This window comes from Thermogemmatispora sp. (assembly GCF_019683635.1).
Classification (GTDB): Bacteria; Chloroflexota; Ktedonobacteria; order Ktedonobacterales; family Ktedonobacteraceae; genus Thermogemmatispora.
Window position 1 is genome coordinate 1 of record NZ_JADGIA010000116.1, and the last position, 16,127, is coordinate 16,127.

Annotated in this window: 14 protein-coding genes and 2 tRNA genes; 7 read left to right on the forward strand and 9 right to left on the reverse strand. The window is 59.5% G+C overall.

Annotated elements, in window-relative coordinates; translation table 11 throughout:
* The first annotated feature begins 219 nt into the window (after positions 1 to 219).
* The 5 genes from IRZ31_RS13410 to IRZ31_RS13430 all read left to right on the forward strand — a co-directional run bounded on the left by IRZ31_RS13410 (position 220) and on the right by IRZ31_RS13430 (position 6,639).
* Positions 220 to 993, forward strand: a complete 774-nt coding sequence (locus IRZ31_RS13410) for a DUF5666 domain-containing protein (protein ID WP_297154457.1) — start codon at positions 220 to 222, stop codon at positions 991 to 993.
* A 63-nt stretch (positions 994 to 1,056) separates the two neighbouring features.
* The gene (locus IRZ31_RS13415; RefSeq protein ID WP_297154459.1) at positions 1,057 to 2,469 is read left to right on the forward strand and encodes an efflux RND transporter periplasmic adaptor subunit; all 1,413 of its coding nucleotides are present in this window, start codon (positions 1,057 to 1,059) and stop codon (positions 2,467 to 2,469) included.
* Complete coding sequence (locus tag IRZ31_RS13420) at positions 2,470 to 3,267, forward strand: ABC transporter ATP-binding protein (RefSeq protein WP_297154461.1); 798 nt, start codon at positions 2,470 to 2,472, stop codon at positions 3,265 to 3,267.
* Positions 3,264 to 4,598 (forward strand): ABC transporter permease, encoded by a 1,335-nt coding sequence (locus tag IRZ31_RS13425; protein ID WP_297154463.1) that lies wholly within the window; start codon positions 3,264 to 3,266, stop codon positions 4,596 to 4,598. Before IRZ31_RS13420 ends, IRZ31_RS13425 begins: the two co-directional genes overlap by 4 nt.
* Positions 4,599 to 5,121: 523 nt before the next feature.
* Positions 5,122 to 6,639 carry an alkaline phosphatase family protein gene (locus IRZ31_RS13430; RefSeq protein WP_297154464.1) on the forward strand — a complete coding sequence of 506 codons (1,518 nt, stop codon included), beginning with the start codon at positions 5,122 to 5,124 and terminating at the stop codon, positions 6,637 to 6,639.
* Positions 6,640 to 6,824: 185 nt separating this feature from the next.
* On the opposite strand, the gene IRZ31_RS13435 is transcribed toward IRZ31_RS13430, so the two are convergent.
* The 3 genes from IRZ31_RS13435 to IRZ31_RS13445 all read right to left on the reverse strand — a co-directional run bounded on the left by IRZ31_RS13435 (position 6,825) and on the right by IRZ31_RS13445 (position 10,267).
* Positions 6,825 to 8,249 carry a DUF1116 domain-containing protein gene (locus IRZ31_RS13435; RefSeq protein ID WP_297154466.1) on the reverse strand — a complete coding sequence of 475 codons (1,425 nt, stop codon included), beginning with the start codon at positions 8,247 to 8,249 and terminating at the stop codon, positions 6,825 to 6,827.
* Positions 8,239 to 9,846, reverse strand: a complete 1,608-nt coding sequence (gene fdrA, locus IRZ31_RS13440) for an acyl-CoA synthetase FdrA (RefSeq protein WP_297154468.1) — start codon at positions 9,844 to 9,846, stop codon at positions 8,239 to 8,241. The genes IRZ31_RS13435 and fdrA overlap by 11 nt, the downstream gene beginning before the upstream one ends.
* Before the next feature lie 349 nt (positions 9,847 to 10,195).
* Positions 10,196 to 10,267, reverse strand: a tRNA-Lys gene (locus IRZ31_RS13445).
* An 875-nt stretch (positions 10,268 to 11,142) separates the two neighbouring features.
* Between IRZ31_RS13445 and IRZ31_RS13450 the strand changes: the two genes are divergently transcribed.
* Together IRZ31_RS13450 and IRZ31_RS13455 are read left to right on the forward strand one after the other, a co-directional pair.
* The gene (locus IRZ31_RS13450; protein WP_297154470.1) at positions 11,143 to 11,538 is read left to right on the forward strand and encodes a response regulator; all 396 of its coding nucleotides are present in this window, start codon (positions 11,143 to 11,145) and stop codon (positions 11,536 to 11,538) included.
* Between the two features lie 337 nt (positions 11,539 to 11,875).
* Positions 11,876 to 12,133, forward strand: a complete 258-nt coding sequence (locus IRZ31_RS13455) for a YtxH domain-containing protein (protein ID WP_297154472.1) — start codon at positions 11,876 to 11,878, stop codon at positions 12,131 to 12,133.
* 204 nt (positions 12,134 to 12,337) lie between these two features.
* Here IRZ31_RS13455 and IRZ31_RS13460 read toward each other — a convergent pair whose 3' ends face one another.
* The 6 genes from IRZ31_RS13460 to IRZ31_RS13485 all read right to left on the reverse strand — a co-directional run bounded on the left by IRZ31_RS13460 (position 12,338) and on the right by IRZ31_RS13485 (position 15,922).
* Positions 12,338 to 12,592: a hypothetical protein gene (locus tag IRZ31_RS13460; RefSeq protein WP_297154474.1), complete on the reverse strand. Its 255-nt coding sequence runs from the start codon at positions 12,590 to 12,592 to the stop codon at positions 12,338 to 12,340.
* Positions 12,543 to 12,944 (reverse strand): hypothetical protein, encoded by a 402-nt coding sequence (locus tag IRZ31_RS13465; protein ID WP_297154476.1) that lies wholly within the window; start codon positions 12,942 to 12,944, stop codon positions 12,543 to 12,545. Before IRZ31_RS13465 ends, IRZ31_RS13460 begins: the two co-directional genes overlap by 50 nt.
* Positions 12,945 to 13,187: a carboxymuconolactone decarboxylase family protein gene (locus tag IRZ31_RS13470; protein ID WP_297154478.1), complete on the reverse strand. Its 243-nt coding sequence runs from the start codon at positions 13,185 to 13,187 to the stop codon at positions 12,945 to 12,947. It lies immediately after the preceding gene.
* 122 nt (positions 13,188 to 13,309) lie between these two features.
* A complete protein-coding gene (locus IRZ31_RS13475) occupies positions 13,310 to 14,056 on the reverse strand; it encodes a Bpu10I family restriction endonuclease (protein ID WP_297154480.1) in 747 nt (248 codons plus the stop codon).
* 174 nt (positions 14,057 to 14,230) lie between these two features.
* A complete protein-coding gene (locus IRZ31_RS13480) occupies positions 14,231 to 15,565 on the reverse strand; it encodes a DNA methyltransferase (protein WP_297154482.1) in 1,335 nt (444 codons plus the stop codon).
* A 284-nt stretch (positions 15,566 to 15,849) separates the two neighbouring features.
* A tRNA-Phe gene (locus tag IRZ31_RS13485) sits at positions 15,850 to 15,922 on the reverse strand.
* Positions 15,923 to 16,127: the final 205 nt, after the last annotated feature.

Genomic DNA, 16,127 nt, shown 5'->3' on the forward strand with positions numbered 1-16,127 from the left:
CCCTCTGTACCCACCCTCTGCTCACCTCTTTTCTAGCACTGTCAAGCCTCGACCCTTTGAGAGCAGGCTCAGCTGCTCGATGGCCAGCAAAGCCGCATCAGTACCAGGAGAAGCTGACCAGGATCTGCCAGGCGGGCTATCTTAACAGAGATTTTATCATCCATCAGCTAGATTCCTTCATGTGACGAGACCCATAAAAGCGAAGGGAGTCACCGCACCATGATCATTGTCAGGCAAGCAGTGCGTCGGCTGCTGCGCTGTACCGCTGGCTTGCTCTCGCTGACAGCTCTCCTGTTATTGGTGGCCTGTGGCACCAACAGCAACAGTGCTGCCGGAGGCGTCAGCGCCTCTGCTTCCGCGACTCCCACCTGTCCCCCTACCCCACGCTTTCAGAGCGTGAGCGGGACGGTGCAGAGCGTGAGTACTGGCTCCTTCACAGTGCTGGATCGGCAGGGCCAGAGCAAGCAGGTCGTCTACACCAGCAGTACGCGCTTTACCAAGCAGGTGCAGGAGAAGGTTAGCGACCTCAAGGATGGGGAACAGGTCACGGTCTTTGTAAGCCAGAACTCGGACGGTACCTACTCCGCTGTCTCTATTGCCGCTGGGAGCGGTCAGGCGGGCTTTGCGAATAATGGCAACGGCACTGGTCGAAATGGCCAGGGCTTCAGTGGCAATCGCGGCAACTTCAACGCAGCCTGTTTCCGGCGCCAGGGTCAGGGTGCTTCCGGCGCTAACGGCACGAACACGCAAAACTCGCGCGCGGTGCGCGGCAGCATCACCCAGATTGCTGGCAATCAGCTGACAGTGACCGATAGCAGCGGCAGCAACTTCGTGCTGACCTTGACCAGCACCACGCGCATCGTTGAGACCGAGGCTGCCAGTGCGAGCGATCTCAAGAGCGGGGTGACGGTTCTGGTCGTTGGCTCCAACGGCAGCCAGGGTCAGCTGACCGCCTCCAGTGTCACCATCAACCCCCAGATGCAGGGGAGGTAAGGAATGAAGGCAGGTTGATAGCAGAAGCGAACAAGGAGCCTTCTTCTGAAAGGAGATGTAAGCATGTCCGATGTCGAGACGAATCTCCAGCCGTTACTGGAGGACGAAGGGAGTGAGATCGCTACAGAGGAAGCGGCGCGTTTCGATACCAAGCTCACTTTGCCGCCGCGCCGCCGGCGCCGCCGCGGCTGGGTGATTGCCACAGTGCTGGTGGTCGTTCTGCTGTTGGCCGCAGGGGGCGGACTGTCCTACATGCATCTGACGGCACAGCAGAAGCCTCAGTATACGGAGGCAACGGTGACCACCGGCAACCTCTCAGTAACCGTCTCGGGCACCGGCCCCATCATGCCGCGGGCCCAATACAATCTGAACTTCCCCAGCTCGGTGGGTGGTCAGATCAGCGAGATCGATGTGCAGGTGGGTCAGCAGGTGACCAAAGGCCAGGTGCTGGCGAAAGTCGACTCCCCCTCGCTGCAGGACGCCGTGACGCAGGCCCAGCAAGCGGTGAACAACGCGCAAACGGCCTACAACGATGCGGTCAACAGCGGGGCTTCGCAATCGCAGCTTGATCAGCTCCAGGGCCAGCTCCAGAGCGCTGAGGATCAGCTGACGGCGGCCCAGCACAATTTGGCCCAGACTGTGCTGACAGCTCCCTCAAATGGAACGATCGTCGCCATTAATGGGACGGTCGGCCAGACGCCCGGTACAACAGGTTCCAGCTCCAGTTCCTCTGGTAGCGGTGGGAGTAGCGCCTTTATGGTGCTTGTTGATACCAGCTCGCTGACGATCGCCGCGGCTGTCAATGAGGCCGACATTGCCAATGTTCGGGTGGGTCAGCCGGCCTCCTTCACGGTTGCTGCCTATCCTAACCAGACCTTCCATGCGACCGTTTCCTCGATCGATATTCTTGGCCAGAACTCTTCCAATGTGGTGAGCTATACCGTTGATCTGACGGTCGATCAGAACAGCCTCAACGGGGCTCACATTTATCCAGGCATGACTGCCACGGTCAATATCACAACCCAGCAGCGCATCGGCGTGCTGCTGGTGCCGAACCAGGCGCTGACCTTCACCAACGAGGCGGTGCAGGTTGGGGCCATCAGCCGGCAGGCGCTGGCGCAAGTCTATCGCAATGCCGGTGCCTCCTTCGGTCAGGGTAATGCCAATACTAGCGGGGCCAGTAGCTCCAGCCAGAGCGGCTCTAGCACCAGTAGCAGTGGAAGCACGCGAGTGGTGCTGACGCTGCGCAATGGTCAATTGACCCCGGTGGTGATTCAGACGGGCCTGACCAATGGCACCTATACCGAGGTACTCTCGGGCCTGCAGGACGGCGACCAGGTGGTAGTCAGTGCAACTGGTGGCGTCTTCTCTAACCTCTCCACGACTACCACGACCACTGGGGGCAGTAGCCTGAGTGGAAGTGGCTTCGGTGGCGGTGGCGCGCGCTTCTTCGGCGGAGGAGGAGGTGGCCGCTAAATGGAGCAGCGTGAGCAGTGGCAGGCTGATGGACATCGCGCCTATCCACTGGTGCGAGTCCGTCAGCTTGTCAAGAACTATTACCTGGGTCACACAGTCGTGCCAGCTCTGCGGGGGGTTGATCTCGATGTCTGGCCGGGCGAGTTGGTGGCCCTCATGGGTCCCTCCGGCTCGGGCAAATCAACCTTCATGAATCTGCTCGGCTGCCTGGACCAGCCGACGGCTGGCCGTTACCTGCTCAATGGGGTGCCAGTCGATGAGCTAAGCCCCAATGAGCTGGCCGATGTGCGCAATCGCTCGATCGGCTTCGTCTTCCAGAATTTCAACCTCTTGCCCTGGATGTCTGCCCTGGAGAATGTCGAGCTGCCGCTGACCTATATGCAGATGCCCGCCGAGGAGCGTAGGAGACGAGCGGAGATTGCTCTGACGCTGGTGGGCTTGCGCACGCGCGCTCTCCATCGTCCGACAGAGATGTCCGGTGGTCAGCAGCAGCGTGTGGCCATTGCGCGTGCCCTGGTAACGTCGCCGACTCTGCTCCTGGCCGACGAGCCAACGGGGAACCTGGATAGCCAGACCAGTGTTCAGATCATGGGCATCCTCCAGGAGCTGAATCGCCGTGGCCTGACCATTATTCTGGTGACGCACGAGGCCGATATCGCTGCCTATTGCCGTCGCCAGGTGCGTTTCCGCGATGGGCGCGTCGTGGGCGACACGCTCAATCCCCAACCGCTGGAGGCACGCTTGCAGCTCACCCATGATCATAATCAGGAACAGGAGGGAAGGAAGGTGACCTCATGAGCTTTCTGAGGCCCGAGACTGGTGCACAGCATGCCACGGTGCCGCAGCCGGCGCCGCTGGACCGCAGCGCTTTCCTGCCTCCCGTTCACAAATATCGGCGGGCCCGCGGCTTCTCTGCTGTCTATCAGGGGACTCGCAGCGCGCTGCGAGCCTTACGGGCTAACGCGCTGCGCTCCCTGCTGACTTCGCTGGGGATCATTATCGGCGTCGGCGCTGTGATTATGATGATCTCGATCAGCGAGGGAAACGCCGCTACCATTAATCAGCGGCTCTCCGCTCTCAATCCAACCCAGCTCACGGTCTTCCCCGGTAGCGCCCGCGGCACCGGGGGGGTCAGCTCCGGCCTGGGGTCCGCCCAGTCGCTGACGCTGGACGATGCCAATGCCATCGCTCAGCTCCCCCATGTGACCGCTGTCAGTCCTTTGATTAATGCCCAGGGGCAGCTGGTGGCCGGTGACCAGAACTGGTCAACCTCGGTTGTCGGCGTGGCTCCCCCGTATCAACAGATCGGCGGCTGGCAGCTTCAGGATGGCAGCTTCATCTCGCAGGACGATGAGGATAGTGGCCATACCGTAGCTGTGCTCGGGCAGACGGTGGTCGATAACCTTTTTGGCCCGGGCGCCGATCCAGTAGGGCAGAGTGTGCGGATCAATGGCGTCCCCTTTACGGTGATCGGGGTCCTGGCTCCCAAGGGAACCACCGGTGGGCGCAACGCCGATGACGTGGTCTATGTGCCCTATACCACCGCGCGTCAGCGCCTGAGCGGTGGGCGCTCCCTGGGCCAGATCGTGCTGACTGCCGATAGCACCTCCGATGTTGGCCTGGTGCAAAATGAGGTCGAGCAGTTGCTGGAGCAGCGGCACAACATTTCTAATCCACAGCTCGATGACTTCCAGATCTCTAATCAGCTCCAGGTCCTGCAGTCGGTGCAGGGGACCAATCAGGCCCTGACGATCCTGCTGGTCAGTGTGGCCTCGGTCTCGCTGGTGGTCGGCGGTATTGGTATCATGAACATCATGCTGGTCTCGGTGACCGAGCGGACGCGCGAGATCGGTATTCGCATCGCTATCGGGGCACGTCCCCGCGATGTGATGACGCAGTTCTTGATCGAGGCTCTGGTGCTGAGCATCCTGGGCGGACTGATCGGCATCGTGCTGGGTCCTCTCGGGGCTTTGGTGCTGATGCATTTTACCAATACGCCCTTTGTGCTCGATCCGCTCTCGGTGTTGCTGGCTTTCGGGGTCTCAGCCCTGGTCGGCATCATCTTCGGCTTCTATCCAGCACAGCGGGCGGCACGCCTTGATCCGATTGTCGCCTTGCGCACCGAGTAAGCTTCTTTGCAAAGCAGGCGAGCCTGTTATCCTTTCGTTGATACCCTCAACTGCGCTCTGTCTGAGAAGAGGGGTGAGCACTCAGGAATGGCCTGCCCGCCTTCCTGACGCGCCCGCCCCTCTGGCGCTATTTCACTGGCTACCCCCTGACTGACATCACCTATCTCTAACCAGCCCAGGTCTCGATTGTACCCCTTCTCGCCTCAATGAGCACCTGGCCAGAGCGCTGAGGGGCTAAAAAATCTTTATTTCTGCTCTCGCTCGTTTTTTGTTGATGTGTGTGAGAACGTGAATTTTTCGGCCTCCGCTATACTCAACATAGTCGCTATTCTTTAACCTGACCTTTGTGCCCGCTTAATCAAGGCGTGATACAATCCCTCATGGAGCTGCAAAGAAGACAGTCATTGCCGGGCAGACGACGCTTGGCGGCTGTCGGACGCGATACGGGATGATCAAGGGCTTACCGATTCCAGGCAAGACCAGTTTCTGGTCTCGTGAGCTTGCGGAAAGGTTGGAGCAAACGATGAAGCGCGTCTTTAATGTCGGACTGGCTGTGTTGCTGATGGTCATTCTACTGGGAACGGTGGCCGCGGCAAGCGCACCGGCCCAGCTTCGGACAGGAGCAACGGCAGCGCGGCGCTCGACAACCACTCCTATTCAGCATCTCGTGGTCATCTTTGATGAGAACGTCTCTTTCGATCACTATTTCGCCACCTACCCCGTCGCGCTGAATCCTCCGGGCGAGCCGGCTTTCCATGCCAGACCTGGCACGCCCACTGTTAACGGACTGACTCCGAGCCTGTTGAATCACAACCCCAATCTTGCCAATCCCAAGCGGCTCGATCGCTCTCAGGCCCTGACCTGCGATCAGGATCACGGCTATACCGATGAGCAGAAGGCCTTTGATCACGGCCTGATGGATAGCTTTGTGCAGTCGGTGGCTGGCTCAAGCTGCACCGATAAGTCGATCGTGCTGGACTACTACGATGGCAACACCGTCACGGCGCTCTGGAACTACGCCCAGCACTTCGCTATGAGCGATAACTCGTTCGGCACGACGTTTGGCCCCTCGACGCCGGGTGCGCTCAATCTGGCCTCTGGCCAGACGCATGGCGCTACGCCGACCAATGTTCCCGGTTTAATCAGCAACGGGACGGTGATCGGCGATGTGCGTCCCGCCTTCGATGACTGCTCGGTGGGGACGACGGCTTCGCTAAGTGGCAAAAACATAGGAGATCTGCTTAATGCCAAGGGCATTACCTGGGGCTGGTTCCAGGGTGGTTTCCGCCCCACGGCGGTCACTAATGGCAAGGCGGTCTGTGGCGCAGCGCACAAGAACATTGGTGGAGTCACCGTCACCGACTATATCCCTCACCATGAGCCTTTCCAGTACTATCAGTCGACAGCCAATCCCCATCATCTGCCGCCTTCCTCGGTGCAGATGATCGGGCGCACCGACCAGGCCAACCATCAGTACGATCTCAGCGATTTCTGGGCGGCGCTGCAGGCTGGCAATCTGCCGGCGGTCAGCTTCCTGAAGCCTCCCGCCTATCAGGATGGTCACGCTGGCTACTCTGACCCGCTCGATGAACAGCAGTTCCTGGTCAACACGATCAATCGCCTGGAGCGCTCAGCGTACTGGGAGAGCATGGCCATCATTATCGCTTACGACGATTCAGATGGCTGGTACGATCATGTGATGGGGCCGATCGTGAACCGTTCTGCTGACTCGACCTACGATGCGCTCACGGGGCCAGGACAGTGCGGAACGCCCCAGCCTGGCGCCTACTCGGGACGCTGCGGCTATGGGCCTCGTCTGCCTTTGCTGGTGATCTCGCCCTTCGCGCGCGTCAACTTCGTCGACCATACGGTGACCGATCAGACCTCGATCCTGCGCTTTATCGAAGATAACTGGCAGCTGGGGCGCATCGGCGATCAGTCTTTTGACGAGCTGGCTGGCCCCTTGACACAGATGTTCGACTTCTCCGGCCCGCGTGCAGCGCGTCTCTTCCTCGATCCCGAGAGCGGCACGCCGCGCTAAGCAGGGGGAGCGGTCATTGCGCGCCTGCCCTGCCTGGGTGGCTTGCTGTCAGCGCTTCCCTTCCTGTGTCATTGGCTGTGAATGCCGGGTAGCGAGGAGCCTGTGCCGTTAACCGACGTGCGCAGGCTCCTCCTTTCGTTTGCGGACGACTTCGCGGCAAGCGATCTGGCCTGCTGCGAGTCGTGTCAGGTGGTCTGACGGCTGTCGGCCAGGGCCTGCAAGGCGGAGGTAAAGCATTCCATCGGCGGGTGAACGATACCGGCTCCGACCTGACCAATGCCGGGCAGGCGGTGCGCAATGCCCGTATTGATCACCGGCGGCAGATTGAGGCGACAGACCTGGCGGATATCAATGCCGGTCGGAGTCCCCTGGAAATTGAGAGGAGGCAGACTGAACTGTGGGTTTGTGGTCACGGTCAAGGCGTACATCTCACGGGTATAGCGCAAAGCGTCAGCGGGCGTGCCTCCGATAAACTGGACGATGGCCGGGGCCCCAGCCATTGCGAAGGCTCCCAGCCCGGCGGTCTCCGTAATAGCGCTATCCCCAATATCTGGGTTGGCATCCTCGGGGCCGAAGCCGGCGAAATAGAGACCTTGAATCGACTGGGCTGGTCCCACAAACCAGCGCTCTCCCAGCCCGCTCACGCGGATGCCAAAGTCGACCCCATTGCGCGCCATCGTGACTACCACGCTGCTGTTAGGCACATTCGACCCCGCCAGCGTCATGGCCTTGGCCGCGGCCATTGAAGGATTCAGATGAAAATGGTCGTTGGAGGCGATGAAGCGCAGCACACTGGCGGTTTCCGCACTGGAGGTCCCTGTTTCGACCAGCGCCGGGGCCAACTGGCGCAGAAAGAGGGAGGTAGCCGCTTTATTGCGGTTGTGGCCCTCATCGCCCATCTGCAGGGCCTGGGCCAGCAGCGAGCGCAGATCAAGGCCGCCGACATGGCGCAAGGCCCGGCTCAATGCCGGCCCGAGCACCTCCTGCATCCAGCGCAGACGCTCGATGACCTCTGGTGCGTAGGCTCCATAACGCAGAACCTTGCCCAGTCCCTCATTCAAGGGAGCAAAAGTACGGTTGCCATGCACTCTATCCTCAACGATGAGCAGAGGCATAGAGGGCGAGACAATACCGGCCATTGGCCCTACAGCATGATAGTGGTGACACGGAGCAAAGGTAATGCTTCCTGTCTCCGCCAGGCGCGTGGCCTCCTCCTCGTTGCTTGCCCAACCTTCGTAAAGGCAGGCACCAATAATGGCGCCTCGCATGGGTCCGCACATACGCTCCCAGCTAATCGGCGGACCGGCGTGGAGCAGGGCATAGCCTCCTGCGGCCTCGCGGAAGAGGGGAATGAGAGTCCGGGCTGGCTGTACGTCGACCAGCACAGGCTCGGCGGCCAACATGCGCCCTACGGCGATCTCGTTGGCGCGATCGATGGCGGGATCGGCCAACAGGCGAGCTAAGAGTGCGGGATCACCGGCGGGCGGTCGCCAGGCCACACTGGTCACAGTGACGCCCTGGGTGCGCAGGGCCTCGGCGAAAAGCTCGGCGCCCACGTTGATGACGGTGAATGGTGAAGGGCTGAGTTGCTCTGGCGTGCTAGGCGACACTGCCGCTTTCCTCCTGCTCATAGAGTAACTGGACACAGTGCAGGGCTGCCTCGGCGTTGCTCATAAGGACGGTGGCCCCGGCTTCCTGCAGGCGCGCAGCCTGGGCTGAGAGACGCTGCGGATCGCCTTCGGTTCCGCAGAGCGAAACCACGATTGCTGGACGAGGGCCGCGGCGGCGAAGCTTCGCGATGACGGGCGCGTAGATGGCAGCCGGATCGGGATGGGCGCAATAGCCGAGCACCAGGTCGAGCAGAACCACGGCAACACGCGGATGGTCAGCCACGGTCTCAAGGGCCTGCAGGCGCAGCGAGGGATCGATCATAGGGTGGGGGCGTCCGCGGGTATATTCGTCGGCCCCGAAGTCGATGGCGCAGTGGCCGGGGAGAGCAGTCAGACTGCTTTCGTGCAAACGCCAGGCCGGCTCTAACGGAATATTTGAGTAAATAGGCCCCAGCAGGGCGCTCCAGAGCTGCATCGCCTCGTCGCAGAGGGTACCGCCAGCGAAAAGGCCGACCAGGTGCCCGCTGGCCGAGGAGACGGCGCTGATTTGCCTGAGTCGCTCAAGGCGCGCGGCAATGGCGCTGGCTGGCGTGGTTGCCGCATGGTAGGAGGCGGGTGTGGCGGCAAGTTGAACGGCCAGGGTAGCGGCATCGGTCAGTGTGCGAGCCACCACGACCCGGCTGCCGTAGCGCTGCTCCAGGGCCTCGTGGTCGGCGCCCAGAAAGCAGGTCACCACTGCCTTCGAACCGCTTGCCGCCTCCTCTATCACACGGGCCGCCACCTCCGGCGCAGGCGGCTTGGAGACCAGGACGATCACGCGCGTTTCCTCGTCCTCCAGGAGCAGACGGATGCCCGCCAGGGTAGTTATGGCTCCCACCTCGCGGCTCAGGTCGCGTCCGCCGCTGCCGATGATCTGGGAGATGCCACTACCCTGCTGAGCAATCAGCGACATCACCTGCTGAATGCCGGTACCCGAAGCGCCGACGATGCCGATGGGGCCGCGTGGCACGACATTCACAAAGCCCAGGCCAACACCATGAAGCAAGGCCGTGCCGCAGTCCGGTCCCATCAGCAACAGGCCACGCTGCTGAGCCAGCTGCTTCAAGGCGATTTCTTCCTGGAGCGGCACATTATCGCTGAACAAAAAGACATGCAAGCCGGCGCGCAAGGCCAGCTCGGCCTCCAGGGCCGCATAGGGACCAGGAACCGAGATCATGGCCAGGCGAGCCTCGGGCTGGCGTCTGAGGGCCTCCTCTAGAGAGTGTGGCGGCTCTGTGGAAGCAGCGAGCGAGAACTCGCCGTCGGGGAGGGGGGTCTTCTTCGGCTGGCGGGCGGTCAGCAACTCCTCAGCAGCCCGCAGCGCCTGCTCGGCGGCCTCCGGGATAGTGGCTTTGACCACCAGCAGCAGGTCGTCTGCTCCCGCTGTTACCCCGCTGGGATGAAGACCGGCCTCGGCGAGTAGCTGGAGATTCGCCTCGGTGGCCATCACTGCGGCGGCGTTCTCGACGCCTGGCAGCCCCTTGAGGGCCGTAGCGATCTGCATCAGGGTGATCGAATCAACGTAGGTACGTCGCCTGACCTGCGCTTGAATCACCATAGGTCCGATCCTTTTCTCCTGCTGAGCAGGCTGTTCGCCTAAGCGCGAGATACCGGACTGGCGCGCTCCGCGCTAGGGAGACAGCCCCCGCGTGACTTGGCTGAATGAAGGTAAGGTAAGGTGACGCCTTGACTGGGTTGGCGATGATGGATGCTTGTGCTGGCCTCATCGCTCACTGCCGCCGAGGCCTGCTCGCAGGAACGAGTTGGTGGCGACGAGAGGCGGCAGAAAAGCGAAGCCGGACCGGATGCGGGCCAGAAAAAACCAGCACCGCAGTGCTGCCGCATCCGGTCCGGATGGGTACTGCATCACATCAGGATACCGCAGGGGAGACGCCAGAAGAAAACAATGACCGCGGTGGGACTCGAACCCACGACCTTACGCTTAAAAGGCGCCTGCTCTACCGCTGAGCTACGCGGTCGGTGCAGGGAGGGTCACCGCCGAAAGGGGAAGGAAGAGACATTCCTCCCTGGCTCATGGCTAATGATACCATGCCTGTCAAGAAGAGGAGCGTCACTAACGGGGGTGCGCGATCCCTGGACAGACTTGAGCCACGGCCCGCGCGCCTAGTTCGCCGCCAGGGTGACGCCGATGGCTTAAGACCAGCGTGTATAATGAAGGGGAGGTGGACAAGGGTAGAAGGACAGGAGGCAGCCCCCCGCGGCCACGCTCGCTCATCCGCTGTCAGAGGGCGCTGGCTGGCAACCTTGTCTTGGCAGAGGGGGCATGGTACACTTACCGATAAGCGCCAATGGGGAAGGCAAGGTCTCGATAGCACTCGAAGGGATCAAAGGCGCTCTCTTGACAAGGGCCAAGTTTGCGTATATCCTCATGTCGGTCTTAGGGGCTGTTATCCCCTGGGACAGGTCTCTAGCTGCCCCGACCCAGCTCAACGGTAGGGCCGGGGACTCTACATGAGTCGCATACCTGCTATCTGATGCCGTGCAGGCAGTCACGGCGTTGAGCGGCGCGGATGCACTGGCCGCAGCGCCAGGCGTGCCGTGCCAGAGAGAGAGCATGGCAGATGGGATAGGGTAGCACGAGGTCGAGGCGGTCAGGGCCGTGCTGGTGCCGCTCTCCTCTCTGGCCAGTCGCGAGGACCAGCGGAAGGCCTGGCGGAAACGCAGCCGTGAGGAAGGGCCTGCCTTTTCCTCAGTTGAAGAATAGGGAAACGTACCGGAAGGACAGCTAGGCGGCTATTAACAGGAGGCGGCGTCTATCCCCTGTTCGCGATCCGGCCTGTCTCCTGACGGGGGCGGGACCAGGCGGCAGAACAGGGTGCTACGCCGAAAGAACGTGACCAAGCATATACTCGTTGTTGATGACAAAAACGAGCTGCTGCATCTGATGCGGCGAGTCCTGGAAGACGAAGAGTACCAGGTCTCTATTTTACAGCACGGGCGCGAGGCGCTGGCGCGTGTCAAGCGTGATCTGCCTGACCTGCTCATTCTCGATCTGCGACTGGGCGATGTCTCCGGTCAGGAGATCCTCAAGCAGCTGCGTGCTGATCCTCTCACCCGAGAGGTCCCGGTTATTGTCTATACTGCTGCCGTGCTAGAGGCGGAGCAGGTGAGCAAGCTGGTGGCAGAGCAACCAGGCTACTACCAGGGGGTGCATGTGGTGCAGAAGCCGTTTGAGCTAACCAACCTGCTGGCGCTTGTCCAGCAGGTCCTCAATGAGCCGGCGCGTTGAGCGTGCTGACTCTCTTTTGCAGGAGAACCGCCTGCTGACTGACGCTCGATGCCTGGCCTTTTCTCCTCCTGTCGTGGTACTGGTTGTCCACACCAGAGTCTGGCAGGCAGATCCGCGCGTACTATATTCAGGAGTCGAAACGCTCCGCTACAGCGGCAAGCTGGCGTCAGGAGAGGGCTATGCGGATCGTGTTCTGCCTCCAGTTAGTCTTTCGTCTGTTTAGTACCACTTTTGCCTCTCCAGCGCCATTCCTTTGCCCACCAGTGGTGTACTAAGACAAGCAAAGCAAGCAATAAGTGAGAGAGCTTTCTAAAGAAAGAGAGGACGGACGATACCCATGAAATTTGTTGCCGGCTTACTCCTAGGTTTTGGGCTAGGTTTTGCCGCCGGTCTGCTGTTCGCGCCGCAGTCGGGCGAGACGACGCGGGCGCAGCTCACGGAGCAGGGGCTGCTACTGCGCGATCGCTCACTGGGACTGAGTCAGGAGCTGCGTCAGCGCGCGAACGAGGCCCTGTCTCAGGGACGGGAGATCTACGAGCGCACCAAGGAGGAACTCAGCGAGCGTTATAGCAAGGCCAAGAGCGGCCAGCTCTAGTCTTGTTAAGCTGAAAGGGTTTCCTGGTCCTGGGTGCTCGCGCTTCGCCTGTGAGGACGCGAGGCAGCCCGCGGGCGCCCTCTGGCCCGCTCACGCGTAGATTGGATGGATTGGTAGCGAGAAGGCAGGCGCCGCTGGCAGGCTGATCACAGAGGCTTGCGCGGGCCTGCCTTCTTCGTCTCAGTGTCTCATCTCCTACCCGCTTCAAGAAGCGCCTGGGCGATCGTACTGGCGTAGCAGGCGATCCACCAGATTCCCAATCTCATGCCAGATATGGTGCTGATAGTCGAGCATCCGCGCCTGGCTCAGGTCGAACTCGCGGTTGCCAGGATCGCTCTGGGCGTGCTCCTCAAACTGGCGAGCGAGCTTCAAAGACCGCTCGCCGCGGCTGTGTAAGTAGCGTGACAGCTCATACAGGTCCTTGATCAGGGCCTTCAGTTGCTCCTCGCTCGTGGCCATAGGCTTCCGTATCCTTCCTCTCTCCGCTGCCGCTGCCCTGTTGAGCCTCCTCCTTGTCCCGAGAGCGGAGGGGTGGCTCAATATGGAGTGCATCCGCGAAGCGGTTGAAGCAGTTGAAGAGGCCGATCACCATTGCCAGCTCAACGATCTCGCCGTCATCAAAATGGCTCTGCAGCTCGTCCCACAGCTCCTCATCGATGTCACGGGCCGAGGTTGTCATGATCTCGGCGAAGCGCAAAGCCACCAGCTCACGCGCCGTAAAGAGATGGCGGTGAGTATCGATGTGATAGAGCGCATCCAGCAGCTCCTCACTGACGCCTAGCTGCCCTGCCAGGGCAGTATGGGCAGCCATTCAATAGTGGCAGTAGTTGACCTGGGAGACGCGGATCGCCAGCAGCTCTTTCAGGCGCGGCTCGACGCTGCCGCTGCGCATAACTGTTTGCAGCAGCTGCATCGTCTGGCGCGCCACTTCGGGACGGTGGGCCATGACGCGAAACAGCTCCTGCATGGTGGCGAAAGCCTGAGTCTGATTGGACTCGCCTTCCGCGTCCACGGGCCAGAAATTACTGTCTTCAACCGGGGGGATGCGTGACATCGGACTCGCTTCATCCTGCTCTTTTACTTTGTGATCATTCTAGCGAAAGGCGGTCCCTGGGTGCAAGCACCTGGCCGGCTGTGGAGGAAGGCGGTGGGTGATCTGCGCTCGACAGAGAGGGATCAGAAGTAGCCCTGGTCGAGCACCGTTTCCTCATCCAGCGTCTCTTGAGAGAGGAACTGATCAATATAGCTAATGAATAGCTGAAAGACCTCCTCGCGGTAGGGATGGCTGCGCAGAAAAGTAAGATAGGTTCCTTTTAGACTTTGCCGCCCCTGGTAAGTGCTGAATTTCTCGCGTGTTGCCGCGCTGATTCTTTTTGCTTTGCGCAAGATCAGGACCCTATCGATAGGCGTTGTGCCCGTGTTGATGGGCTTCATATCCAGCCACTCGCAAAGGAGAAGATATTTGGCCAATGGCAGGGCTGACTTCAGGTCCCGGGCTGTAGCGCATGCCTCCTGGAACATAGTCTTATCCAGATTAGTTTTGCATTCGGTTGCTATGTAAGCTAAATTGGTCTTCAGTTGGAGTGATCCCTCAAAGGTGGGTAAATGGGAGGCGCGGATATAGAGAGGCAAGCTCAGAGCGAAGTCTTGGGCTTTCTGGCGAAGGGAGAGACCTCCTGCTGGCTCCCTTCTGATCAGGCTTGAGTCGAACCAGATGGCGGAAAAGCTTTCAACGGGTCCGAGGTGAATGCCTGGCGGTAGCTTGTGACCGAGCAATGCCTGTACCAAGCGAGGAAGGAACTCCTCAATGATTGAGTTATCTAGCTTGGTTTGGCCCTTCTGGCGATAAAGCCAGTCATGAGGGCTGTCAAAGATCAGGTTTATGTCGAGATGTAGCCTGTATTCGTTCAATTCGCTTACCATATTAATGCAGAAGTTTTTGCGGCTGATCTCTGTACTGAAGCTCAATTGATTCTAAACTAGATATCCAAATATGATAATTCTGCAGAGTTTTCTCAACCAGCGGCCTATCGTCGTGAGGCAGCTTCTCATTAAGAAGTGTCGCCGTCAGCTTATCCAGATGAGGAGTAGGGAATTTCATAGGAGTCCTCCGATGGTGTGCTCGGGATCAAAGAAAGGAGAAGGTTGAACACGGTGGGCTTTGCTGATGGCTTCCAGGATCTCCTGGCCGGCAGGCGCCTCTGCATCTATTTGCTGAAATGCGTCACTGAGAACACAGAGAGCTAGAGAACGGGCAAATTCTTCATTGGATGGAGGAAGCGTAGAATTCGGTGCTAAGTGGAGAACATCCTCGTAGATGATCTCTCCGAACTTGTTCAGAAACTTTCGCTCCTCAACTGAGGCCAAATGAAAGCCAGCTCCTCCTAAGGCGAGAGCGGTGATGAGCCTGCTGTTGCCGAGCCGCACGCCGCGGATGGTTGACTCGCGGCCTATGACGATAATGAGGTGCCCATTCTCGGCAAGTAAGCGTCGCATCTCTCGTAGGGCAGCCAACATATCTAAAGCGTACTGAATCACTGTTAGAAATCTATTTTGGCGATGTTTACGGTTGGCTCCAATCTCGGATTGGGCGATGGCGAGGAGGTTCCACCCCAGCTGTTCCATCACCGCTCTATTGTTCTGATGATAATTGAAAACATTAATATAGGGAGGGGAGGTCACAATCAGCTGAATGCTTCTGTTGGCCAGGGGCAAAGAGCGGGCATCGTTGTGGAAGACATGATACTGGGCAGCACTATAGGGTAGATTGCTGATAATCGCTGCCTGCTCGTAGAAAGATCTATACCAGTTTCTTTTTCTTCTGTAATTGTTATCAAAGATTCTGATCAGTGTATTAATGAGTATTATCCTGATTAGTTGATCTTCAGTGTCCCTTATTAAGGGTAGTATGGCTTCTTCTTCGGAAAGGGTATAGTTGTCTATCTCGCATTCGAGATGCTCCAGAAAGGAGAAGAGATCTGTAAAGGCGGGCCGCATTGCCTTCTTGAGGAGGGACTCCGCCTTCACAATAAGATGCTGGCGTTCAGATGGCGGCAGGCGGACAAAGTAGGCTGTCCGGGCCAGCGCCACCGCCGCTGGATTGATGTCTGCAGCGTAGCAACTCAAGCCCTGGCGCGCCGCCTCAAAAAGGGTTGTGCCGCTCCCCACAAAGGGGTCCAGGACGACAGCGCTCCTTTCTGCATAGCGCTGCAGAAGCAGCTCAACAAGTTGTGGAGAGAACTGGCCGCGCCACGGAAAGAGACTGGTGCGCTCTCTTCTTTTCAAGTCGAGGTGACCTGCGGATGTGCGCCAGCCCTCTTGCAGAGAGATCGTTGCCTGCTCTAGCAGGCTGGCGCTCGACAAAAAGATGCCTCTGGATACACTCTTCTCTATAGCCACTTCAAGGCTGCTCTGAGAAGATTTTTGATGCATAATCCTGCTCCGACCGAGACCCTGGCTCTCCCTGCGTCTTAAGAAGACCTCTTTCTCGCTGCTGTTCCATTGCGCAGTGAGAGGAGCGATGGCCTTGCAATCGCTGCTGGCCAGGAGAGCAGTCCCATTCTGCCATGTGCTGATCAGCCTGTCAACAAGCAGCACAGCGATCTCGATCTGGCAGAACTCCAAGGGGCGCACAAGCTGCGGGGAGAAAAGATGAAGACCAGTATGAGAAGGGAGAGGCTTCCCATACTGGTCTTCGTCTCGTGGTTAAAGGGAGGTGCCAAGGGACGGAATCGAACCGTCGACACCAGCATTTTCAGTGCTGTGCTCTACCAACTGAGCTACCTTGGCGTCTCGGCCCGCTTTGGAGGCGGATGGAGACCGGTGCACCCACGTGCACGAGTACTGGCGTATCACGTTAGGGTTCTGCTGTCATTGTAGAGCACAGTTGGTGTGTTGTCAAGAGGGATGTGGCGCCGTTGGCCATGCTGTGTGGGCGAGTGAGCGGGCCAGGTTGGGTTAGCGAGTGTCTTCATCTTCGTCAGGAAGCTCTTCG